General features: G+C 67.2%; 16 protein-coding genes. 8 read left to right on the top strand and 8 right to left on the bottom strand.

The window, feature by feature from the left end:
• Positions 1-110 precede the first annotated feature (110 nt).
• Positions 111-1,388 carry an ATP-binding protein gene (locus G6N32_RS08215; RefSeq protein ID WP_115319171.1) on the bottom strand — a complete coding sequence of 426 codons (1,278 nt, stop codon included), beginning with the start codon at positions 1,386-1,388 and terminating at the stop codon, positions 111-113.
• Between the two features lie 196 nt (positions 1,389-1,584).
• Here G6N32_RS08215 and G6N32_RS08210 point away from each other — a divergent pair, with 196 nt between their 5' ends.
• Both G6N32_RS08210 and G6N32_RS08205 read left to right on the top strand, forming a co-directional pair.
• Positions 1,585-3,879, top strand: coding sequence for a carbon starvation CstA family protein (locus G6N32_RS08210; RefSeq protein ID WP_163789199.1), 2,295 nt, complete (start codon positions 1,585-1,587; stop codon positions 3,877-3,879).
• Positions 3,825-4,016 (top strand): YbdD/YjiX family protein, encoded by a 192-nt coding sequence (locus G6N32_RS08205; protein WP_115319169.1) that lies wholly within the window; start codon positions 3,825-3,827, stop codon positions 4,014-4,016. Before G6N32_RS08210 ends, G6N32_RS08205 begins: the two co-directional genes overlap by 55 nt.
• Here G6N32_RS08205 and G6N32_RS08200 read toward each other — a convergent pair.
• Positions 4,013-4,633 carry a nucleoside/nucleotide kinase family protein gene (locus G6N32_RS08200; RefSeq protein ID WP_232077571.1) on the bottom strand — a complete coding sequence of 207 codons (621 nt, stop codon included), beginning with the start codon at positions 4,631-4,633 and terminating at the stop codon, positions 4,013-4,015. The two genes, G6N32_RS08205 and G6N32_RS08200, sit on opposite strands and share 4 nt — an antisense overlap.
• Positions 4,634-4,867: 234 nt before the next feature.
• On the opposite strand from G6N32_RS08200, the gene G6N32_RS08195 reads away from it, so the two are divergent.
• Entirely contained in the window at positions 4,868-6,100 is a 1,233-nt protein-coding gene (locus G6N32_RS08195) for an acyl-CoA dehydrogenase family protein (protein ID WP_115321007.1), read from the top strand.
• Complete coding sequence (locus G6N32_RS08190; RefSeq protein WP_115319168.1) at positions 6,100-7,236, top strand: acyl-CoA dehydrogenase family protein; 1,137 nt, start codon at positions 6,100-6,102, stop codon at positions 7,234-7,236. Before G6N32_RS08195 ends, G6N32_RS08190 begins: the two co-directional genes overlap by 1 nt.
• On the opposite strand, the gene G6N32_RS08185 is transcribed toward G6N32_RS08190, so the two are convergent.
• Positions 7,233-8,072, bottom strand: a complete 840-nt coding sequence (locus G6N32_RS08185) for an SDR family oxidoreductase (RefSeq protein WP_115319167.1) — start codon at positions 8,070-8,072, stop codon at positions 7,233-7,235. The genes G6N32_RS08190 and G6N32_RS08185 overlap by 4 nt on opposite strands.
• 120 nt (positions 8,073-8,192) lie before the next feature.
• Between G6N32_RS08185 and G6N32_RS08180 the strand changes: the two genes are divergently transcribed.
• Positions 8,193-8,825: an SOUL family heme-binding protein gene (locus tag G6N32_RS08180; RefSeq protein ID WP_115319166.1), complete on the top strand. Its 633-nt coding sequence runs from the start codon at positions 8,193-8,195 to the stop codon at positions 8,823-8,825.
• A 57-nt stretch (positions 8,826-8,882) separates the two neighbouring features.
• On the top strand, positions 8,883-10,556 hold the full coding sequence (locus G6N32_RS08175) for a SulP family inorganic anion transporter (RefSeq protein WP_115319165.1): 1,674 nt from the start codon (positions 8,883-8,885) through the stop codon (positions 10,554-10,556).
• On the opposite strand, the gene G6N32_RS08170 is transcribed toward G6N32_RS08175, so the two are convergent.
• The gene (locus G6N32_RS08170) at positions 10,553-11,044 is read right to left on the bottom strand and encodes a hypothetical protein (protein ID WP_232077570.1); all 492 of its coding nucleotides are present in this window, start codon (positions 11,042-11,044) and stop codon (positions 10,553-10,555) included. The genes G6N32_RS08175 and G6N32_RS08170 overlap by 4 nt on opposite strands.
• Positions 11,045-11,347: 303 nt before the next feature.
• On the opposite strand from G6N32_RS08170, the gene G6N32_RS08165 reads away from it, so the two are divergent.
• Together G6N32_RS08165 and G6N32_RS08160 are read left to right on the top strand one after the other, a co-directional pair.
• Positions 11,348-12,043, top strand: a complete 696-nt coding sequence (locus G6N32_RS08165; protein ID WP_115319164.1) for a PAS and ANTAR domain-containing protein — start codon at positions 11,348-11,350, stop codon at positions 12,041-12,043.
• Between the two features lies 1 nt (position 12,044).
• Complete coding sequence (locus G6N32_RS08160) at positions 12,045-12,713, top strand: M15 family metallopeptidase (RefSeq protein ID WP_115319163.1); 669 nt, start codon at positions 12,045-12,047, stop codon at positions 12,711-12,713.
• 9 nt (positions 12,714-12,722) lie between these two features.
• Here the strand turns inward: G6N32_RS08160 and G6N32_RS08155 are convergent, their stop codons facing one another.
• Genes G6N32_RS08155 through G6N32_RS08140 form a run of 4 tightly spaced genes read right to left on the bottom strand, consistent with a single transcriptional unit; the run spans position 12,723 to position 17,512 of the window.
• Entirely contained in the window at positions 12,723-13,913 is a 1,191-nt protein-coding gene (locus G6N32_RS08155) for a cytochrome P450 (protein WP_232077569.1), read from the bottom strand.
• Positions 13,906-15,447 (bottom strand): bifunctional 3-(3-hydroxy-phenyl)propionate/3-hydroxycinnamic acid hydroxylase MhpA, encoded by a 1,542-nt coding sequence (gene mhpA, locus G6N32_RS08150; RefSeq protein WP_172507269.1) that lies wholly within the window; start codon positions 15,445-15,447, stop codon positions 13,906-13,908. The genes G6N32_RS08155 and mhpA overlap by 8 nt, the downstream gene beginning before the upstream one ends.
• Entirely contained in the window at positions 15,444-16,382 is a 939-nt protein-coding gene (locus G6N32_RS08145) for a fumarylacetoacetate hydrolase family protein (protein ID WP_115319161.1), read from the bottom strand. Before G6N32_RS08145 ends, mhpA begins: the two co-directional genes overlap by 4 nt.
• Positions 16,379-17,512, bottom strand: a complete 1,134-nt coding sequence (locus G6N32_RS08140) for a VOC family protein (RefSeq protein WP_115319160.1) — start codon at positions 17,510-17,512, stop codon at positions 16,379-16,381. Before G6N32_RS08140 ends, G6N32_RS08145 begins: the two co-directional genes overlap by 4 nt.
• Between the last annotated feature and the right edge of the window lie 52 nt (positions 17,513-17,564).

Here is a 17,564-nt window from a genome sequence, read left to right as displayed (position 1 = left end):
CCGAGCAGTGACCCTACACCAAGATTAAGAAAAATAAGGGAAACTTATGGAAATTCTAAGGAAGGCACAGATAGGCGCGACTGACGTCGCTCCCACTCACCGCACGACGACTACACGCGAGCGAAATCGGTTTTGCCGCGCTCGAATTCGGCCAGCATGTCGGCGGTCAGGGTCGGCCTGACCTCGCCTATCGCGGAAAGGTAGTCCTCGGTGGTGGCCGGCTGGCCGAGCCCGTGGCGCATCTCGCGTTCGAAGGCGGCCTGCGAACCCTTGCGCGCCGCGAACTCGATGTCGGCCGGGGTGAAAAACTCCGAGGCGCCGACCAGACGATCGACGTCGACATGGACCAGCGCCTTGCCGAGATAGCGCTGCCACACCGCCCTGCGTGCCGGCTGATCCGGCGGACCGACGGGGATCACATAGTCGAAACGACCGGGCCGCAGAAACGCCGAATCCAGGGAATGGACGGCGTTGGTGGCGCACACCAGCAGCCGGTTGTCCTTCTGCCGGAACGCCGGAATCAGCTTCAGGAGTTCGTTGGTGACACCCAGCTCCGCGGTGGTCGCGCCGGACCGTGCGGTCGCGATCTCCTCCACCTCGTCGATGAACAACACCAGCTCGTCGAGTTCGGCCAGTTCGGCGAACGCCTCCCGCAACGAGGCTGCCAGGCCACCGTTGCCGGTGGCAGCCAGCCGGGACGGGAAGAGCTCCACGAACGGCCATCCGAGCCGCGACGAGATAGCTTTCGCGAAGCTCGTCTTGCCGGTTCCGGGCGGCCCGAACAGGATCACCGCTTTGGGCGGCTGGACCCCGTAGCGCTCAGCGACGTCCGGATGCGCCAGCGGGTCGACGATGCGGCGCTCGATGATCTGCTTCTCCTGCTCCATTCCGGCCATCTCGTCGAACAGGCCGGGCGGCAGGAACTGACCGCCGAGTTCGTCGAGCAGGTTCGCCTGGTCGAGGCCGAGATGCTCGACCATCTCGAAATAGACCAGACCCTCCCGGCGGGTGTAGCCGGAGTTCTCCATCGCCGCCGCGCCGGTTGCCCCGTCGGGCAGCACCGCACAGATCCGTCGCACCCCCTGCGCGCGCAGCCGCCGCTCCAGATCGCCGAGCAGAGCGCTGCCGATGCCGCGGTAGCGCCACCGCGAGCCGAGCGCGACCAGCAGAATCCAGGCCCGTTCGCCCTGCGTCTGCGCCACCGCCATGGCGACCACCTCGTCGCCCACTTCGGCGACCACGGCAGGCTGCCCGGAGCGCGCGGCCGCCATCACCTCGGCAACGGTGAACACTGGCTCACCCGACCCGGGCGCACGGCTCTGATCCCACACCTGGATCGCTTGGTCGATGTCGTCATCGCGGTAGTCGCGCAAGCGCCATGGCGGCATGGCCCACCTCCTCGGTTGCGTTAGAGGGTGACGGCAGACGCGGCGGGGGGCATCCCCCAAGCGGGTGGTCTTCGGGATGGGACGGACTGGTCGCAGACCCGCCGAAATCCGCCCCAATTGGAGACCCGCCGAACCTGTGAATGAAAGGATCACCGCACGGCCCGACACTGCACATCTGGCGCAAGGGAGAAACACTGTGGCTGCACCGACCGGCGCGCCGTCGGAATACATGGAAGAGACCAGGGGCGACGTCACCTACATCCGCACCGACCCTGAGCTGCCGCCGGTGGCCATCGTCGACCGGTCACCGATCACGCTCCGGCACAAGCTGATCTTCGGAGCGGTCGCGGTCCTGGGTGCGATCGCGTGGGCGATCATCGCGTTCTTTCGCGGCGAGACCGTCAACGCGGTGTGGTTCGTCATCGCGGCGATCTGCACCTACGTGATCGGATATCGGTTCTACGCCCGGCTCATCGAGATGAAGATCGTCCGCCCGCGCGACGACCACGCCACTCCGGCCGAGATCTTGGAGAACGGCACCGATTACATGCCCACCGACCGGCGGGTGCTGTTCGGTCACCACTTCGCCGCCATCGCCGGTGCGGGCCCGCTCGTCGGCCCGGTGCTGGCTATGCAGATGGGCTACCTGCCCGGCACGATCTGGATCATCGTCGGCGCGGTGTTCGCCGGCTGCGTCCAGGACTATCTGGTGCTGGCGATCTCCACCCGCCGCCGGGGACGGTCCCTCGGCCAGATGGCCCGCGACGAACTCGGTGCCTTCGGCGGGGCGGCAGCGATCATCGCGGTGCTGGCCATCATGGTGATCCTGCTGGCGGTGCTCGCGCTGGTCGTGGTGGGCGCGCTCGCCGAAAGCCCGTGGGGGGTGTTCTCCATTGCGATGACGATTCCGATCGCCATCTTCATGGGTCTCTATCTGCGTTTCCTGCGCCCGGGACGAGTCTCCGAAGTCTCGTTGATCGGCGTCGCCCTCCTGCTGCTTGCCGTGGTCAGTGGCGGATGGGTGGCCGGAACCGATTGGGGCACAGACTGGTTCACGCTGTCCAAGGTCACGCTGTCGTGGTGCATCATCGTCTACGGCCTTGCCGCCTCGGTGCTGCCGGTGTGGTTCCTGTTGGCGCCGCGCGATTACCTGTCGACGTTCATGAAGGTCGGCACCATCGCGCTGCTGGCGGTCGGCATCCTGCTGGCCCGGCCGATCATGGAAGCCCCGGCGGTGTCGAAGTTCGCCGAGAGCGGCTCGGGCCCGGTGTTCGCCGGTTCGCTGTTCCCGTTCCTGTTCATCACCATCGCCTGCGGCGCGCTGTCGGGTTTCCACTCGCTGATCTCGTCGGGCACCACGCCCAAGCTGCTGGAGAAGGAAAGCCAGATGCGCTTGATCGGCTACGGCGGCATGCTCACCGAGTCGTTCGTGGCGATCATGGCGCTCATCACCGCCGCGATCCTCAACCAGCATCTGTATTTCGCGATCAACGCGCCGTCGGCCCAGACTGGCGCCACGGCCGAGACGGCAGCCAAGTACGTCAATGGCCTTGGTCTGTCCGGCACCCCGATCACCCCGGCCGAGATCAACGGCGCCGCCGCGAGTGTCGGTGAGCACTCGATCATCTCGCGCACCGGTGGGGCACCGACGCTGGCGTTCGGCATGTCCGAGGTGTTGCACCAGGTGTTCGGCGGACCGGGCCTGAGGGCGTTCTGGTACCACTTCGCGATCATGTTCGAGGCGCTGTTCATCCTGACCACCGTCGACGCCGGCACCCGGGTCGCCAGGTTCATGCTCTCCGACGGACTGGCCAACCTCGGGGGTCCGTTCACGCGGCTGCGCAATCCGAGCTGGCGGGTGGGGGCGTGGACCTGCAGTGTCCTGGTGGTCGCCGGCTGGGGGTCGATCCTGCTGATGGGCGTCACCGATCCCCTCGGCGGAATCAACACGCTGTTCCCGCTGTTCGGCATCGCCAACCAGCTGCTGGCCGCGATCGCGCTGACCGTCGTGACGGTTGTGGTGATCAAGCGGGGCCTGCTGAAATGGGCGTGGATTCCCGCGATCCCACTGCTGTGGGACTTGACGGTCACACTCACCGCGTCGTGGCAGAAGATCTTCTCCGGCGATCCCAAGGTGGGCTACTGGACGCAGCACTTCCAGTACCGCGCCGCCGCCGAGGCGGGCAAGACAGCGTTCGGATCGGCCAAGAACGCCGACCAGTTGCACGCCGTCATCCGCAACACGTTCATCCAGGGCACGCTGTCGATCGTGTTCGCCGCCGCGGTGGTCATCGTGTTCGCCGTCGGCGTGATCGTGGCGATGCGGGCCATCCGGGGCGGCGGTCCGCCGCTGAGCGACGACACCCCGGTGCAGTCGAAAATCTTCGGGCCGTCGGGCCTGATCTCGACCTCCGCGGAGAAGGAGGTGCAGAAGGAATGGGACGCGCTACCCGCGCAGCACGCCAAATCCGTTGGTACGTCGGCGCATTGATGGGCGATAGCCACTACCGTCGCTACGTCGAGCATCGCGCCCGCACCCATCCGGGTGAGCCCATGCTGACCGAGGCACAGTATTGGCGCAAGCGGCACAGCGACGCTGACGCCAACCCGAGCGCCCGCTGCTGTTAGCAGCCGTCGACGACGAGATCGCACCGCGGCCGTGCGGTCGCGATCAGCCGGGCGTTCGGTTCGTCGACGGAGTCGACCCAGGCCGCCGCGGCCTGCGGGGTACGACCGCCCTCGACGTGCCGCCGGACCAACCGCACCCGCCGCTGCGACGCCGGGCAGTCGACGTAGTACAGCCGGTTCAGCAGCGGCCGCACCTGCGCCCACGCCCCGTCGGGCAAACCCAGATAGTTGCCTTCGGTGACCACCAGCCGGCTGGTCGCGGCCACCACATGGCCCGCGGCCACCGGTTCGTCGAGGCGACGCTCGAAGGCAGGCACGTAGACATCTCCGCGGCCGTACTCCTCGGCAGTGCGACGCAGGACGGCGAGGTAGCCGGCCGCGTCGAACGTGTCGACCGCGCCTTTGCGGTCACGGCGGCCCGACGCCTCGAGGACGGCGTTCGACAGATGGAAACCGTCCATCGGGACATAGGACGCCCCGTCGAAAAGCTCCAAGAGCGCTTGCGCCACCGTCGACTTCCCCGCGCCCGGCGGCCCGGTGATCCCCACCAGCACTCGGCCCGGCGCCGTGTCGAGCAGACCGGCGACGTCGGCGGCGAGTATTTCAACAGCGGACACGATGGAGTTGAACCTACCGTGAACAGACGAAAGGCCCGGTCCCTTGTGCAGGGACCGAGCCTCTCAGTGTCACGTGTGGGGGGACCGCCCGGTGGCGTCCTCCCGACCTGTTCCCCGGGGTGTGGCACCTCAAACCCGAGAGCGCAGAATGAGTGACACCCAGCGCACGCCCGCCACAGATGACGGGCTACGGTTACTTCTGAGAACGGCCGTGCGCAGATGGAGGAACAGCTGATGGACCTGTCGTGGTCGGCGAAAGATCTCGAGTTCCAAGACGAGGTGCGCGCGTTCCTCGACGAGAAGCTCACCCCCGATCTGCGGCAGGCCGGCCGGCTGATGACCAGCGTCTATGCCGACCACGAGGCCAGCATGGCCTGGCAGGCGATCCTCCATGAGCGGGGCTGGGCCGCACCGGCGTGGCCGGTCGAGTACGGCGGCTGCGACTGGACCCTGACTCAGCACTACATCTTCAGCCGCGAGTCGACCCTCGCCGGGGCGCCAGCGCTGTCGCCGATGGGGATCTCGATGGTCGCGCACGCGATCATCGCCTACGGCACGCCCGAGCAGAAGGACTACTTCCTGCCCCGCATCCTCACCGGCGAGGTCTTCTTCTGCCAGGGCTATTCCGAGCCCGAGGCCGGTTCGGACCTGGCCTCGCTGTCGATGTCGGCGGTGCGGGACGGCGACGACCTCGTCTGCACGGGCAGCAAGATCTGGACCACCCATGCCGGCGAGGCCAATTGGATCTTCGCCCTGGTTCGTACCTCGCGTACGGGCCGCAAGCAGCAGGGCATCACCTTCGTGCTGATCGACATGAGCACGCCGGGCATCGAGATCCGGCCGCTGGTGATGACCTCCGGCGAGCAGGTGCAGAACCAGCTCTTCTTCGACGGGGTGCGGGTGCCCACGTCGAATGTGATCGGACAGATCGACGACGGCTGGACGGTGGCCAAGTATCTGCTGGAGTTCGAACGCGGCGGCGGCGCGACGGCACCTGGGCTGCAGGCGATGGCCCGGGCCATCGCCACGGCGGCCACCGAGCAGCCCGGGCCCGACGGGGGCCGGCTGATAGACAACCCGGCGTTCGCCGCCAAGCTCGCCGATGTCGGGATCCGCGCGGAGGTCCTCGAGATCCTCGAATTCCGGGTGCTGACAACGGTTGCCGAGGGCGGCCACCCGGGTGCGGCGTCGTCGATGCTGAAGATCCTGTCGACCGAACTCTCTCAGGCGATCACCGAGCTGGCGATGGAGGCGGCAGGCCCACACGGCCGGGCATACCAGCCACACGCCACCAGGCCGGGCGGTCCGGTGGCCGACTTCGAGCCGCCGGCAGACGGGTACGTCAGCGGCCAGCCGTGGCAGGCGGTGGCGCCGCTGCGGTACTTCAACGACCGGGCCGGCTCAATCTACGCGGGCAGCAACGAAATTCAACGCAATATTCTGGCCAAAGCGACCCTGGGGCTGTAATGGACTTCAACCTGAACAAAGAACAAGAGCTCCTGCGCGACGGCCTTGGCAAGTTCCTGGCCACCCGCTACGACCTCGAGAAGAGCCGGACCGCAGCGAAGATCGGGCCGGGCTGGCAGCCCGAGATCTGGCGTGGCCTGGCCGACGACCTCGGCATCCTCGGCGCCGCGTTCCCGGAGTCGGTCGGCGGGATCGGTGGCGGACCGGTCGAGATCATGGTGATCGCCGAGGAACTCGGCCGCGCACTGGTGATCGAGCCCTTCATCGACACCGTCGTGGTGGCCGGTGGCCTGCTGCAGCGCTCCGACCATCCCGCCGCCGCAGCATTGTTGGAGCGCATCACCGACGGCAGCGCGATCGTCGTCCTGGCCGGCACCGAAGCCGACAACGGTGATCGCGCGGTGTCCACCACCGCGGTTCGCGCCGGCGACGAGTGGGTGATCACCGGCGGCAAGATCGTCGTCACCGCAGCCCCCGTGGCCACGCATCTGCTGATCACCGCACGAATCTCGGGGGAAACGGCGGACCCCCATGGGGTCTCACTGTTTCTCACCGAATTCGACCCTGCCAGCCCGCCGCCCGGGGTCGAGTTTCACGGGTACCGCACCATCGATGACCGGCGCGGGGCTGACCTCACATTCGACGGCCTGCGCCTGCCCGCTGACGCGCTGCTCACCGAGGACGCGGCCGGTTCGCTGGCCAGGGCTCGCGACGAAGGTGCGGCAGCCGTCTGCGCGGAGGCAGTCGGCAGCATGCGAAAGGTGTTGTCCGACACGGTCGAATACTGCAAACAACGCCAGCAGTTCGGTCAGCCGATCGGCACCTTCCAGGTTCTGCAGCACCGCATGGTCGACATGTACATGGAGCTCGAGCAGTCCGTCGCGGCGGTCTACCTCGCGGTGCTGAACCTCGAGGCCGAGCCGCAGGTTCGGGCCCGGGCGGTCTCGGCGGCCAAGGCGACCATCGGACGCGCCGCGCGGTTCATCGGGCAGAACGCTGTTCAGCTCCACGGCGGCATGGGGATGACCGAGGAATTGGCGATCGGCCACTACTTCAAGCGACTCACCGCGCTGCAGTACGAGTTCGGCTCCACCGATGAGCACCGAGCTCGGTACGCGAAACTGACTCGCCCTTAGGCGTTTTGGGCGGCCACTCGGGCTCGTTCGCGCATCGAGGCGATCACGCCGCCGTCGTTGAGGATGTCGGTTCCGGTCAGATAGGTGGCCCGGTCGCTCGCGCAGAAGGCGAACAGCTCGGCCATCTCCTCGGCCTTTCCCCAGCGGGGCACCGCGGCGTTGGCGACCATTGCCCCCGCGCCGGCATCGGCTTCCAGCAGACCCATCTCGGTGTCCACAGATCCCGGCGATACCGAGACGATGCGCAGGCCGCGGCCGTTGAATCGCTCGGCCTGTGCGCAGCTGTACCACCTGACGAACGTCTTGCTCACGCTGTAGGCCAGCCCGGAGCGCATCTCCTCCCCCGCGATGTCGCACGCCGCCAGCATCTCGGTCAGGAACCGTCGCTCATCGGTGAAGGCCAGGTCGAAATGTTGAGCCGGGACGAGTTCGTCGGGCAGCATGTGCGAGGCCATCGATGCCACGTTGACGATCGCCGATCCGTCGGCAGCCGAGGCGAAGAACGCCTCGTTGACCCGCAGAGTGCCGATGGCGTTGGTGGTCATGACGTAGTCGGCGTCACCCATACTCGGGCTGACACCCGCGGTGTGGATCACCGACGCGATCGGCCCGATGCCGGCCGCGGTCGCGAACAGCCGCGCGACGGCATCCCGGTCGGTGACATCGCAGTGAACCGGTGTCGCCGAGATCCCCAGGCTCTCCAGCTCCGCCACCGCGCCGTCGAGACGGTCCTTGCGCACATCGCAGAGCACCACCGTGTGATCCCGGCCGACGATCTTGGCGGTGGCCCGACCCATGCCGCCCGCGCCCCCGGTGATTACCGAAACCCGTGTCATGCCCGGACGATATCCGGCCGGCCTGCGCGGGTGGGCGGCAGGGCAGAAAGTGCGTCAGAAACCCGTAATCGACTTTCACCTGCCGGGAGGGTATGCCTGCAAGAGAACAAGGAGGCGCTCGTGTTGAAGACTGTTGCGGGAGCGGTGGTGCAGGTCGCCGAGGGCGTGGGCAACATCGTGGGAATTCGAGTCGGCACCGAGGAGCCGGCCTTTACCGTCGAGCGCGTGGTCGACGGTGTGGAAATTCGCCGGTACGGACCCCGCGTCGCGGCCGAGACTGCGATCGATGCCGATGAGGAGTCGGCCCGCAATCAGGGTTTCCGGTTGCTGGCGCGCTACATCTTCGGCGGCAATTCCGGCAGCGCCAAGATCGCGATGACCGCGCCGGTCGCCCAGCAGCCCAGCGAGAAGATAGCGATGACCGCGCCCGTCGCGACCCAGCGCAACGCCTCGGGTGAATGGGTGATCCGCTTCTTCATGCCGTCGAAGTACACCCTCGAGACCTTGCCCAGCCCGAACGACGACCGGGTGCGGCTCGTGGTGGTTCCCCCCGAGACCGTCGCGGTGCTGCGGTTCAACGGCAGCATCAGTCCCGACGCCGTCTCCGAGCGCACCAACGAGCTCATGAAAGCCTTGCACCGCAACGACATCGAGACCACGGGTGAGCCCCTGTCCTGGTTCTACGATCCGCCGTGGACACTGCCGTGCCGTCGGCGCAACGAGGTGGTGGTCGGCGTCGCCGAGAGTGCGTGATCGGCTGACCTGCTTCATAACGCACACCGGACGCGTCCAGGTGCCACAATTCCGGGCGTGCCCACCACCGCACCGCCCACCTGGCTGGCACCGGCCATCCGGCCCTATCGTGCGCACTGGCTGAAGGCCGACTTGCTGGCCGGGCTGAGCACCGGCGCGGTGGTCATCCCGCTGGCGATGGCGTACGCGACGGTGGCCAACATGCCCGTCCAGATCGGGCTGTACACCTGCATGGTCCCGGTGGTGGTGTACGCCTTCATGGGAGGCTCCCGGGTCGCCAGTGTCACCACGTCGTCGACGGTGTCGACCCTGACCGCGTCGACGATGCTGGCCGGCGGGGTTTTGATCGGCAGCGACGACCAGCGCGGCGACCTGGTGACCCTGACTCTGCTGGTGGGGCTTTTCCTATTGCTGGCCAGTGTTTTTCGACTGGGGATGCTGGTCGACAACATCAGCGACATGACCTTGGTCGGTATCAAGGTCGCCGTCGGACTCACCGTCATGGCGGCGCAGCTGCCCAAGCTTCTCGGTGTGCCTCCCCATCCGCACACCACGGGATTCTTCAAGGTGGCCTGGTCGGCGCTGTCCGATGTTCCGCGGGCCAGCCCGCTGACGGCGGCGATCTCGGTCGTCTGCCTCGCCGCGCTGCTCCTGCTGGCGAAGGTCGCCCCACGCGTTCCCGGCCCACTTGTGCTGATCGCCACCGGCATCGCGGTGAGCGCCGCGGTGGCACTGCCCGCGTACGGTGTCGCTCTGGTTCCGACGGTCCCGTCCGGGTTCCCGATGCCGGACCTACCCCGCCTCGATCGCCACATCGTGCCCCTGGTCCCGGGCGCCTTGGCGATCGCCGTGATGGCCTTCCTCGAGACGATCGCGGTGGCACGAACCTCGCGGCGCGCCGAGGAGAACCCGACCGAACCGGACCGTGAACTGCTCGCGCTGGGCGCGGCCGCGGTCGCGGGCTCGTTCTTTCATTCACTACCTCCGGCCGGTGGTTTCGCCCAGACGTCGGTCAACCTGCGCTCCGGTGCGCGTAGTCAGATCAGCGGGCTGGTGTTGGCGGCGCTGGCCGTAGTCGTCGCGCTGGTGATCGCACCGGTCCTGAGCCTGCTCCCTCAGGCAGTGCTCGGGGCGGTCGTCGTCGTGGCGGTCACCCGGCTGATCGATGTCGCGGCGCTGCGCCGGCTCTACCGCCTCAACCCCCGGGAATGCTTCGGCGCCGTCGGGGTAGCCCTGATCGGCCTGGCGTTCGGGCTCATTCCCGCGGTGGCCGTCGCGGTCGCGGTCACTCTGCTGTTGGTGCTGCACATCGTCAACGCGCCCCACGTGGTCCAGGTGATCCGTCACGACAACTGCGCCTGGGTCGAGCAGCCCGAGAACGCGACGTTGATCCCAGCCGATCCATTGGTGCTGCGCTGCCTGGTTCCGCTGTACGCCGCCAACGTGCGTCCCAACGTCGCCGCGATCCGAGACGCGGCGCTGGGGGTGCAGCCGCGCGCGAGCACGGTGGTAGTGGACTTGGTTCGCCAAACGGTGCTCGAGTCGACGGTGCTGCACATCCTCGTCGAACTCGACCTCGAACTCTGCGGGGCAGGCATCCGGCTGATGATCACTGCACTTCCCGACCGGACCCTGCAGATGCTGCAGCGCACCGAATGGTGGCATGAAGTCGAGGCCGACGGACGCTACCAACCCGACCTCGACGCGGCCGTCGAGGCGGTCGGTCGCTAGCTCGTCGGCGCCGCCGCGTCAGCCGCGGGCGGTGCGGCCGACGTTCCGACGGGTCCGGTTGGAGTCGACGACATGCCGGGCGGCGGCGCCGTGTTGGCGTCGAGCGGACGTTGGGTGAGCAACAGCAGTGCGTCGCTGCCCGACACCTCCTGGGTGCGCATCGCATGCAGCAGGTCCCGCAAGTAGCTCAACCGGCCTTGCGGCCCGGTGTCGGTGCCGGTGGTGGTCGTGCCCGGTGGCGGGTTGTCCGGGCTGGACAGATGCTGGACCGGTACCGGTACCGGTACCGGTACCGGCGCGGGGACCGGTGCATCGGCTGACGGAGCGCTCGTGTCGCCGGCCACGATCGTCGGTACGACCGGATCAGCAGGATCGGCCGGGTCGGCGCCTGCCGCGGGAGCCGACAGAACGGCAGCGGACACGCCCAGCGCGCCGAGTCCCAGGCAGGCGCTACGGATCCACCCATGTGAGTTCGTCGTCAGCTTCACCGTCGTATCCTCCGCGGCTCGCAGGGCGGCGTCCCCGTGCCGTGAACGCCCTGTACCGGTGTTGTCGGAGTCGAACGCGTTTTGTTACATCCGTCACTCGTGTCACCAGAGCCTCAGGAACCCGTCGTAGACCGTGCTCACCAGGAGGCCGCTTGAAAGCGGACCGGCGGACGGTGTAGAAAAAAATGCCCGCAGAACCTGGGATGGCGATGGGTTCTGCCTACATGGCACTCGTCGGCGTCCTGGCTCCTGCGGAAAATCTTGGAGGGCGACAGCTGAGCGGCTGTCGGGCGAGGGGTGTCAATGGTTGCGGATCAGGATCCGGCAACGGAGAGCGACGACGGCTACGGTATGGCGGCCGACGGTCCGCAGCAGGCCGGTCAGTTCCGGTTCTACTTCGCCGATGAGCGCTGGGAATGGTCGGATGAGGTCCAGATCATGCACGGCTACGAGCCGGGCACGGTTTCGCCCACCACCGAGCTCGTGCTGTCGCACAAGCACCCGGACGATTACCAACAGGTGGCGACCACCCTGGATGACGTCCGACAGCACCACCAGGCCTTCAGTACCCGGCATCGGATCGTCGATACCGCCGGCAACATTCACCACGTGATCGTGGTGGCGGACAAGCTGCTGGACGACACCGGTGAGGTCGTCGGCACCGAGGGCTTCTACGTCGACGTCACGCCCACTGAAGATCGCAACAAGAAGCAGTTCAGCGAGGCCATCGCTGAGATCGCCGAGAACCGGGCGACCATCGAGCAGGCCAAGGGCATGCTGATGGTTGTGTATGGCATCGAGTCCGACGCGGCGTTCGACCTGCTGCGCTGGCGATCCCAGGAGGCCAACATCAAACTGCGGCTGTTGGCCGAGCAGGTGGTCGCCGATTTCGTCGCCCTCTCCCAGTCGGACAGTTCACCGTCTCGGGCCGCCTACGACAACCTGTTGCTGACCGCCGACCGGCGGCTGGAGAATCCGCAACAGACTCAGTCACCCTGATATGACATCAATTCGGACGCTGCCGACCCTCGCGGCCGTCGCGGTGGTCGGCATCGGAGCGGCGGCGCCGGCCGGGGCCGCACCAGGCGCGGACGTTCCGCCGGTGAGCCCCCAGGCCGCGGCGGCCGGCTTCGTCGATGTGCGCACCGTGGTGCCCGACGCGGTCATCGATCTGCGCTACGCGACGCCGAACAACTTCGTCGGTATGCCGCTCTACCCGGCGGACGCGCGGTGCCTGGTGCACAACTCGATGGCGCCGGGGCTGGCGAAGGCCGCCGATGATCTTCGGGCTCACGGGGATGTGCTGGTGTTCTGGGATTGCTACCGCCCGCACGACGTCCAGGTCCGGATGTTCGACGCGGTGCCCAATCCGGCGTGGGTGGCCAAACCTGGTCCGTATGCGCGCAGCCATGAGGCGGGACGTTCCGTCGACGTGACGATCGCCGAGCGCGGCCGGCTCGTCGACATGGGCACCGACTTCGACGACTTCTCCCCTCGCGCACAGGCATACGCCACCGACGGGGTCGGCGCGGCAGCACAGGCCAACCGCGAGCGGCTGCGTGCCGCGATGGGCGCCGGAGGGTTGACGGTCTATTCCGGTGAGTGGTGGCATTTCGACGGCCCCGGCGCCGGGGTTCAGCGGCCCATCCTCGACGTCCCGGTCAACTAGCGCCGAGGCTCAGGCCGCCACGAGTCGCAATGGAAGCCGCTCATAGCAGCGGATGATGTTGTTGACCGCCCACGTGGGCCGGCCGGCAAGTTCGATGCGGCTGACTCCGTCGCACAACGCACGAAGCATCGCCTGCATCTCCAGCCGCGCAAGCGCCTGCCCCGCGCAGGCGTGAGTTCCGTGGCCGAACCCGAGATGTCGGCCCGCATTGCGGCGGATGTCGAAGGTGTCGGGTTGCTCCCATTCGTGCTCGTCGCGATTGGCCGAGGCATAGAGCACCAACACCCGCGAGCCCGCGGGCAATTCGACGCCGGACACCTCGGTCTTGCGGCGAACTTTGCGACTGAACGCGCGCAGCGGCGATTCGTAGCGCAGCACTTCGTTGACGGCGCCGGGCACCAGTGCGGGGTCGGCGCGAAGCAGATCCCACTGTTCGGGGTGCAGCGCAAACAACGCCAGTGCGTTGGCGATTCCGCTGATGGTGGTGTCCAGGGAGGGCACCAGGTAGTCCACCATGAGCGCGGAGCATTCCCGCGCGCTCATCGCACCGCCCTGCGCCGCCTCGAGGATTTCGTGACCCATGCTGCCGGGCAGCACGGTGCGGTCCCGGACCACGGCACGGGCGAACCGCAACATCTGGAGGCTGGCCGGCACCGACCGGGCGGCCTGCCGATTCAGCGGACCCAGCACATCGAAAGTTGCTCCGCCCCAACGCAACAGGTGCTGCCGCCGGTCCCTGGGCCAACCGACGAGGTCGGGTACCACCGAAACCGGAAGCGCCGTGGCGAGGTCGGCGACGCCGTCGACGCTACGGCGGCGAACCGCGCTCGCGACGAGATCCCTGGCCTGGCTGTCGACGATCTCGTCGAGCTCGCGCAGGGCTCTGGGGAGCATCCGGTGGGCCAGCAGCTTGCGCCGCCGGTCGTGTTCCGCACCGTCGCTGTTGAGCGTGGTGCCCCGGGACAGCCTGTTGAACACAGCGGACAGGCCGACACCGTCACCGGAGATGAACCCGTCGTCGTCACGCAAGACCGTTTTGCATTCGGCGTAGCGCGCCAGCGCGTACACACGCTGTTTGGGCAACCAGACCACCGGGCCCAGTTGGCGCAACCGGGTGTAGTGCGGGTATGGATCGAGGATGGCTTGCGGCGAATACAGGTCCCGCTCGTAGGTGGGGACGGCGACGGCCGGCCTAGACACGGGCGGCCTGGGCGTGCGGCGCGAAAGCCGGAACTGCATCAAGCACATTCGCCACATTCCGGCCGGCCATCATCACGGTCCGGTCGGGGCGGACCGCCGCCACCGCGGCCCGCCCGGCGCGTAGCCATGACGCCAATTCTGTACCGGGGTGCGCCGCAATCACGGTGGCACCACAGCGATCCATGTGGTCGCGTTGCACTGTGCTGAGCGGCACCGCGGTCACCACCGCGAATCTGCGGCCCACGATCTCGTCGAATCGCTTGCCGTCAGCGACAATCGGATTCGGGCAGAGGCCGCCGGCAAGCTGTCGCCGTCCCGATGACTTCACCACCAGGTCGCTGGCGCGCAGTCCCGGAGTCGCACTGTCCACGGCCTTGTCTCGTACGCCGGGGATCAGGTGCATGCCGGGCACGACGATCCTGCGCAGCGCATCCCCGACGCGACCCCCAGCGGTCATAGCCGCACCGACCCCCAGCGCGAACCGGATGAGATTGCGGGCATGGGGCTTTCGCTCATCCTCGTAACTGTCAAGCACGGCCCCGGGCAGCCAGCCGTTGATCACACCGGCCAGCTTCCACGACAGGTTCATCGCGTCGCGCAGTCCCGCACCCAATCCCTGCCCGATGAACGGCGGGGTCAGGTGGGCGGCGTCACCGAGGATGAACATGTTCGCCCGCCGCCACCGCGTGGCGATCTGAGCCCGGAACGTGTACTCGGCGACCCGCACGAGGTCCAGTTCTTCGGGGTCGACCCCGTCCACCCAGGGGCGGATCAACGGATACAACGCCGCAAGCGTGGCGTAGTCGTCGGCGGTTTCGTCGTCGAGCAACCGGAACTCCCAACGATAGCGGGCAGTTCCGATACGCATGTAGGTGGCGGCGCGCCCCGGATCGCAGACTTGGTGCACACCGTCCCACTGGGCCAGGTCGGCGTCGGTCATCACATCGGCGACGAGCCACCGTTGCTGAAACTTCAGGTCATCCATCTGCGCACCGATTGCCCTGCGCACCAAACTGTTCGCACCGTCGCAACCGAGCACATAGCCCGTCTCGACACAGTGCTGCTCGCCGCTGGACCGGTCGGTGAAGGTCACGCGCGCACGCTCGGCACTGATCTGCACCACCTCGACAACCTCGGCGTCACCTCTTAATACCGCGTTCGGGTACTTCTCGAGATTGTCGCGCAGCAGTCTTTCCAGCTCCGGCTGGTCGAACATGTTGGCCTGCGGATAGCCGTTGGCGCTGAGCGTGTTTTCGCGGCGGAACTCGGCCAGTACGCGCATGCCCGGATCGCGAAGCTGCAGCCCACGAGCCGGGCGGGAGATCTCTGCGAACTGCTCGCCGACCCCCAATCCCGCCAAAAGCCGGAACACTTCGTCGTCGAGGTGGACCGCGCGCGGCTGCGGATAGACCTCGGTCCAGCGCTCGAGCACCAGGCAATCGATGCCGTATTGGGCGAGTGCGGTCGCCGCCGAGACGCCGGTGGGGCCGGCGCCGACGATCACCACCGGCACGAAGGCGGGAATCGCGGTCATGCGAATCTGACTGGGTTGCGCTGAGTTCCGAGATCGATCTTGCCGTCGTCGGTCCCGACGGTGGCCTCGACGACGTCGCCGTCATGCAGATACCTGGTGTTCTTGGCCTGACCCTTGAAGAACAGGTTCCACTTCAGCTCGTCAGGCAGCAGGGCGGAGAGCTTCTGCACCGCCTTGGGGGGTGCAGACAGTGCCGTACCGACCGGGGTGCCGGTCAGTATCAGGTCACCGGCGGACAGCGTCTGGAAGCGGGTCAGCGCCGTCAGGGCCTGGACCGGCTTGTAGATCATGTCGGCCTTCACCGAGCTGTCCTGCCGGAGTTGCCCGTTGACCTTGAGCCGCAGCCGCAGGTCGTCAAAGCGGGCCAGTTCGTCGCGGTCCACCAGCACCAGTGCCGGCCCCACCGGTGTGAAGCCCGGGTACGACTTGCCCTCGTAGAACTGAGTTTTGGTCAATTGGACATCACGCGCGCTGACGTCGTTGGTCACCACAAGTCCGCAGATGTAGTCGGCGAGGTTGTCGGCGGTGACAGTGGTGCCGACAGGCACGTCGGTGCCGATGACGAGTCCGATCTCCACTTCGTAGTCCAGCAGCCGGACGTGGGCGGGCTTGACGATGTCGTCGACGGGCCCGCTGATGGATGCCGATGCCTTCCGGAAGAAGGTCAGCGGCACCGACTTCGGGTCGCCTCCGGTGTCGATGACATGCGACGCGAAGTTCGTCATCTGCGCCACGACGCGACACGGGGCGGTGACCGGCGACAGCAGCTCGAGTGTCGCCGGCGCCACCGTCTCGGTATTGGCGACAGCGGCATCGATGGCCGACCGGTCGGCCAGCAAGGCAGCGGTGGTGGTTGCCGTGGTGGCGATCCGGGCGACCGAGTCGGGTGTGCCGGCCCACCATCCGTCAGCGGTGCGATGAACCGAAATTGTCATGAGCGTGTCACTTTCAGTAGTCCGCGCAGGCGGGTGAGGTCGAATTCGTTGTCATCGCGGACAGCGCTCAGCATCGAGCGCAACTCGCGTAGTGATTCCTTGCCGGGGGCGATGCCGAGGAAGTCCTTGGTCACCGGCGGCCCCCACTGGGCGAGCCCGGAGGCCGTCATCGGCGCCCAGCCTGGTTCCAGAGTGTTGTCGAACAGGTCGCCGTCGCTGAAGTGTTCGACCAGGAAGCCGTCCGGATCGCGCCAGTAGTCGAAGATCTGACTTCCCTGAATATGTCGACCGATACCCCATGACCGCTGGAAACCGCGCTCTCGCAGGTACTCTCCGCCGGCTGCGATCGCGTCGAGATCGCTTACCTGGTAAGCGGAGTGGACATAACGGTCCGACGGCCCGAGCACCATCGCCATGGTGTGATGGTCGGTGGGTGTCGCCCCTTGGTCACACCGGATGAAGCTCATGGTCGGGCCCCGCTCCCGCTGGCCGGGGTAGTAGAGAAAATCGCTGACGATCAGACCGAAATGCTCCAGATACCAGTCCAGCGACCGTCGGTACGTGGTGCTCTGCAGCACCACATGCCCCAGGCGCTGAATCCGCGCCGGCTCGCGCGACGGCCGCTGAGTCGCGTTCGTACGCAACACCTCTCGGCCGAAGTTGAACGTATGGACTGGTTGGGTCGGCTGCTCCGGAAGGTCACGCATACCGGCCACGACGCGCACCGGCATTCCAGCCGGGTCCACGAGCTCGACGGTCACGCCACCGATGCTGTCCGGCGACGCATGCGTCAGTGTCCCGGTCGCCGCCGCCAGCCGCTCGACGTCAGCGACGTCGTGGGCGGCGAACGCGGGACCGACGAACCGTGAGTGCGGCCCGCGGCGGATGATCACGCACACCGTGCCGCTGTCCGCGCCGCGCAGGTGCACCTCCCGATCGGTGCGCAGCTCGGTGGTGAACCCGAATGCATGCGCGAACGTCTCGGCGCGGGCCAGGTCCGGCTTCTCGAACTCCAACCACGCGAGATCGCGCACTTTGATGATCGGATTCTTCGCCCGGCCCGGATGTTCACCGCGTAACGCGCCCTGGTCGCTGTGCAAATCCCGGTGGGTGTCGAGGTGCTGCGTCACAGCGCCCCCTTTCCTTGACCGTTGAAGACTGACGAAATCATCACTTACGAGG

Origin of the sequence: Mycolicibacterium aichiense, assembly GCF_010726245.1 — a bacterium.
GTDB lineage: Bacteria > Actinomycetota > Actinomycetes > Mycobacteriales > Mycobacteriaceae > Mycobacterium > Mycobacterium aichiense.
This window is presented reverse-complemented; position numbering and strand designations above follow the sequence as displayed.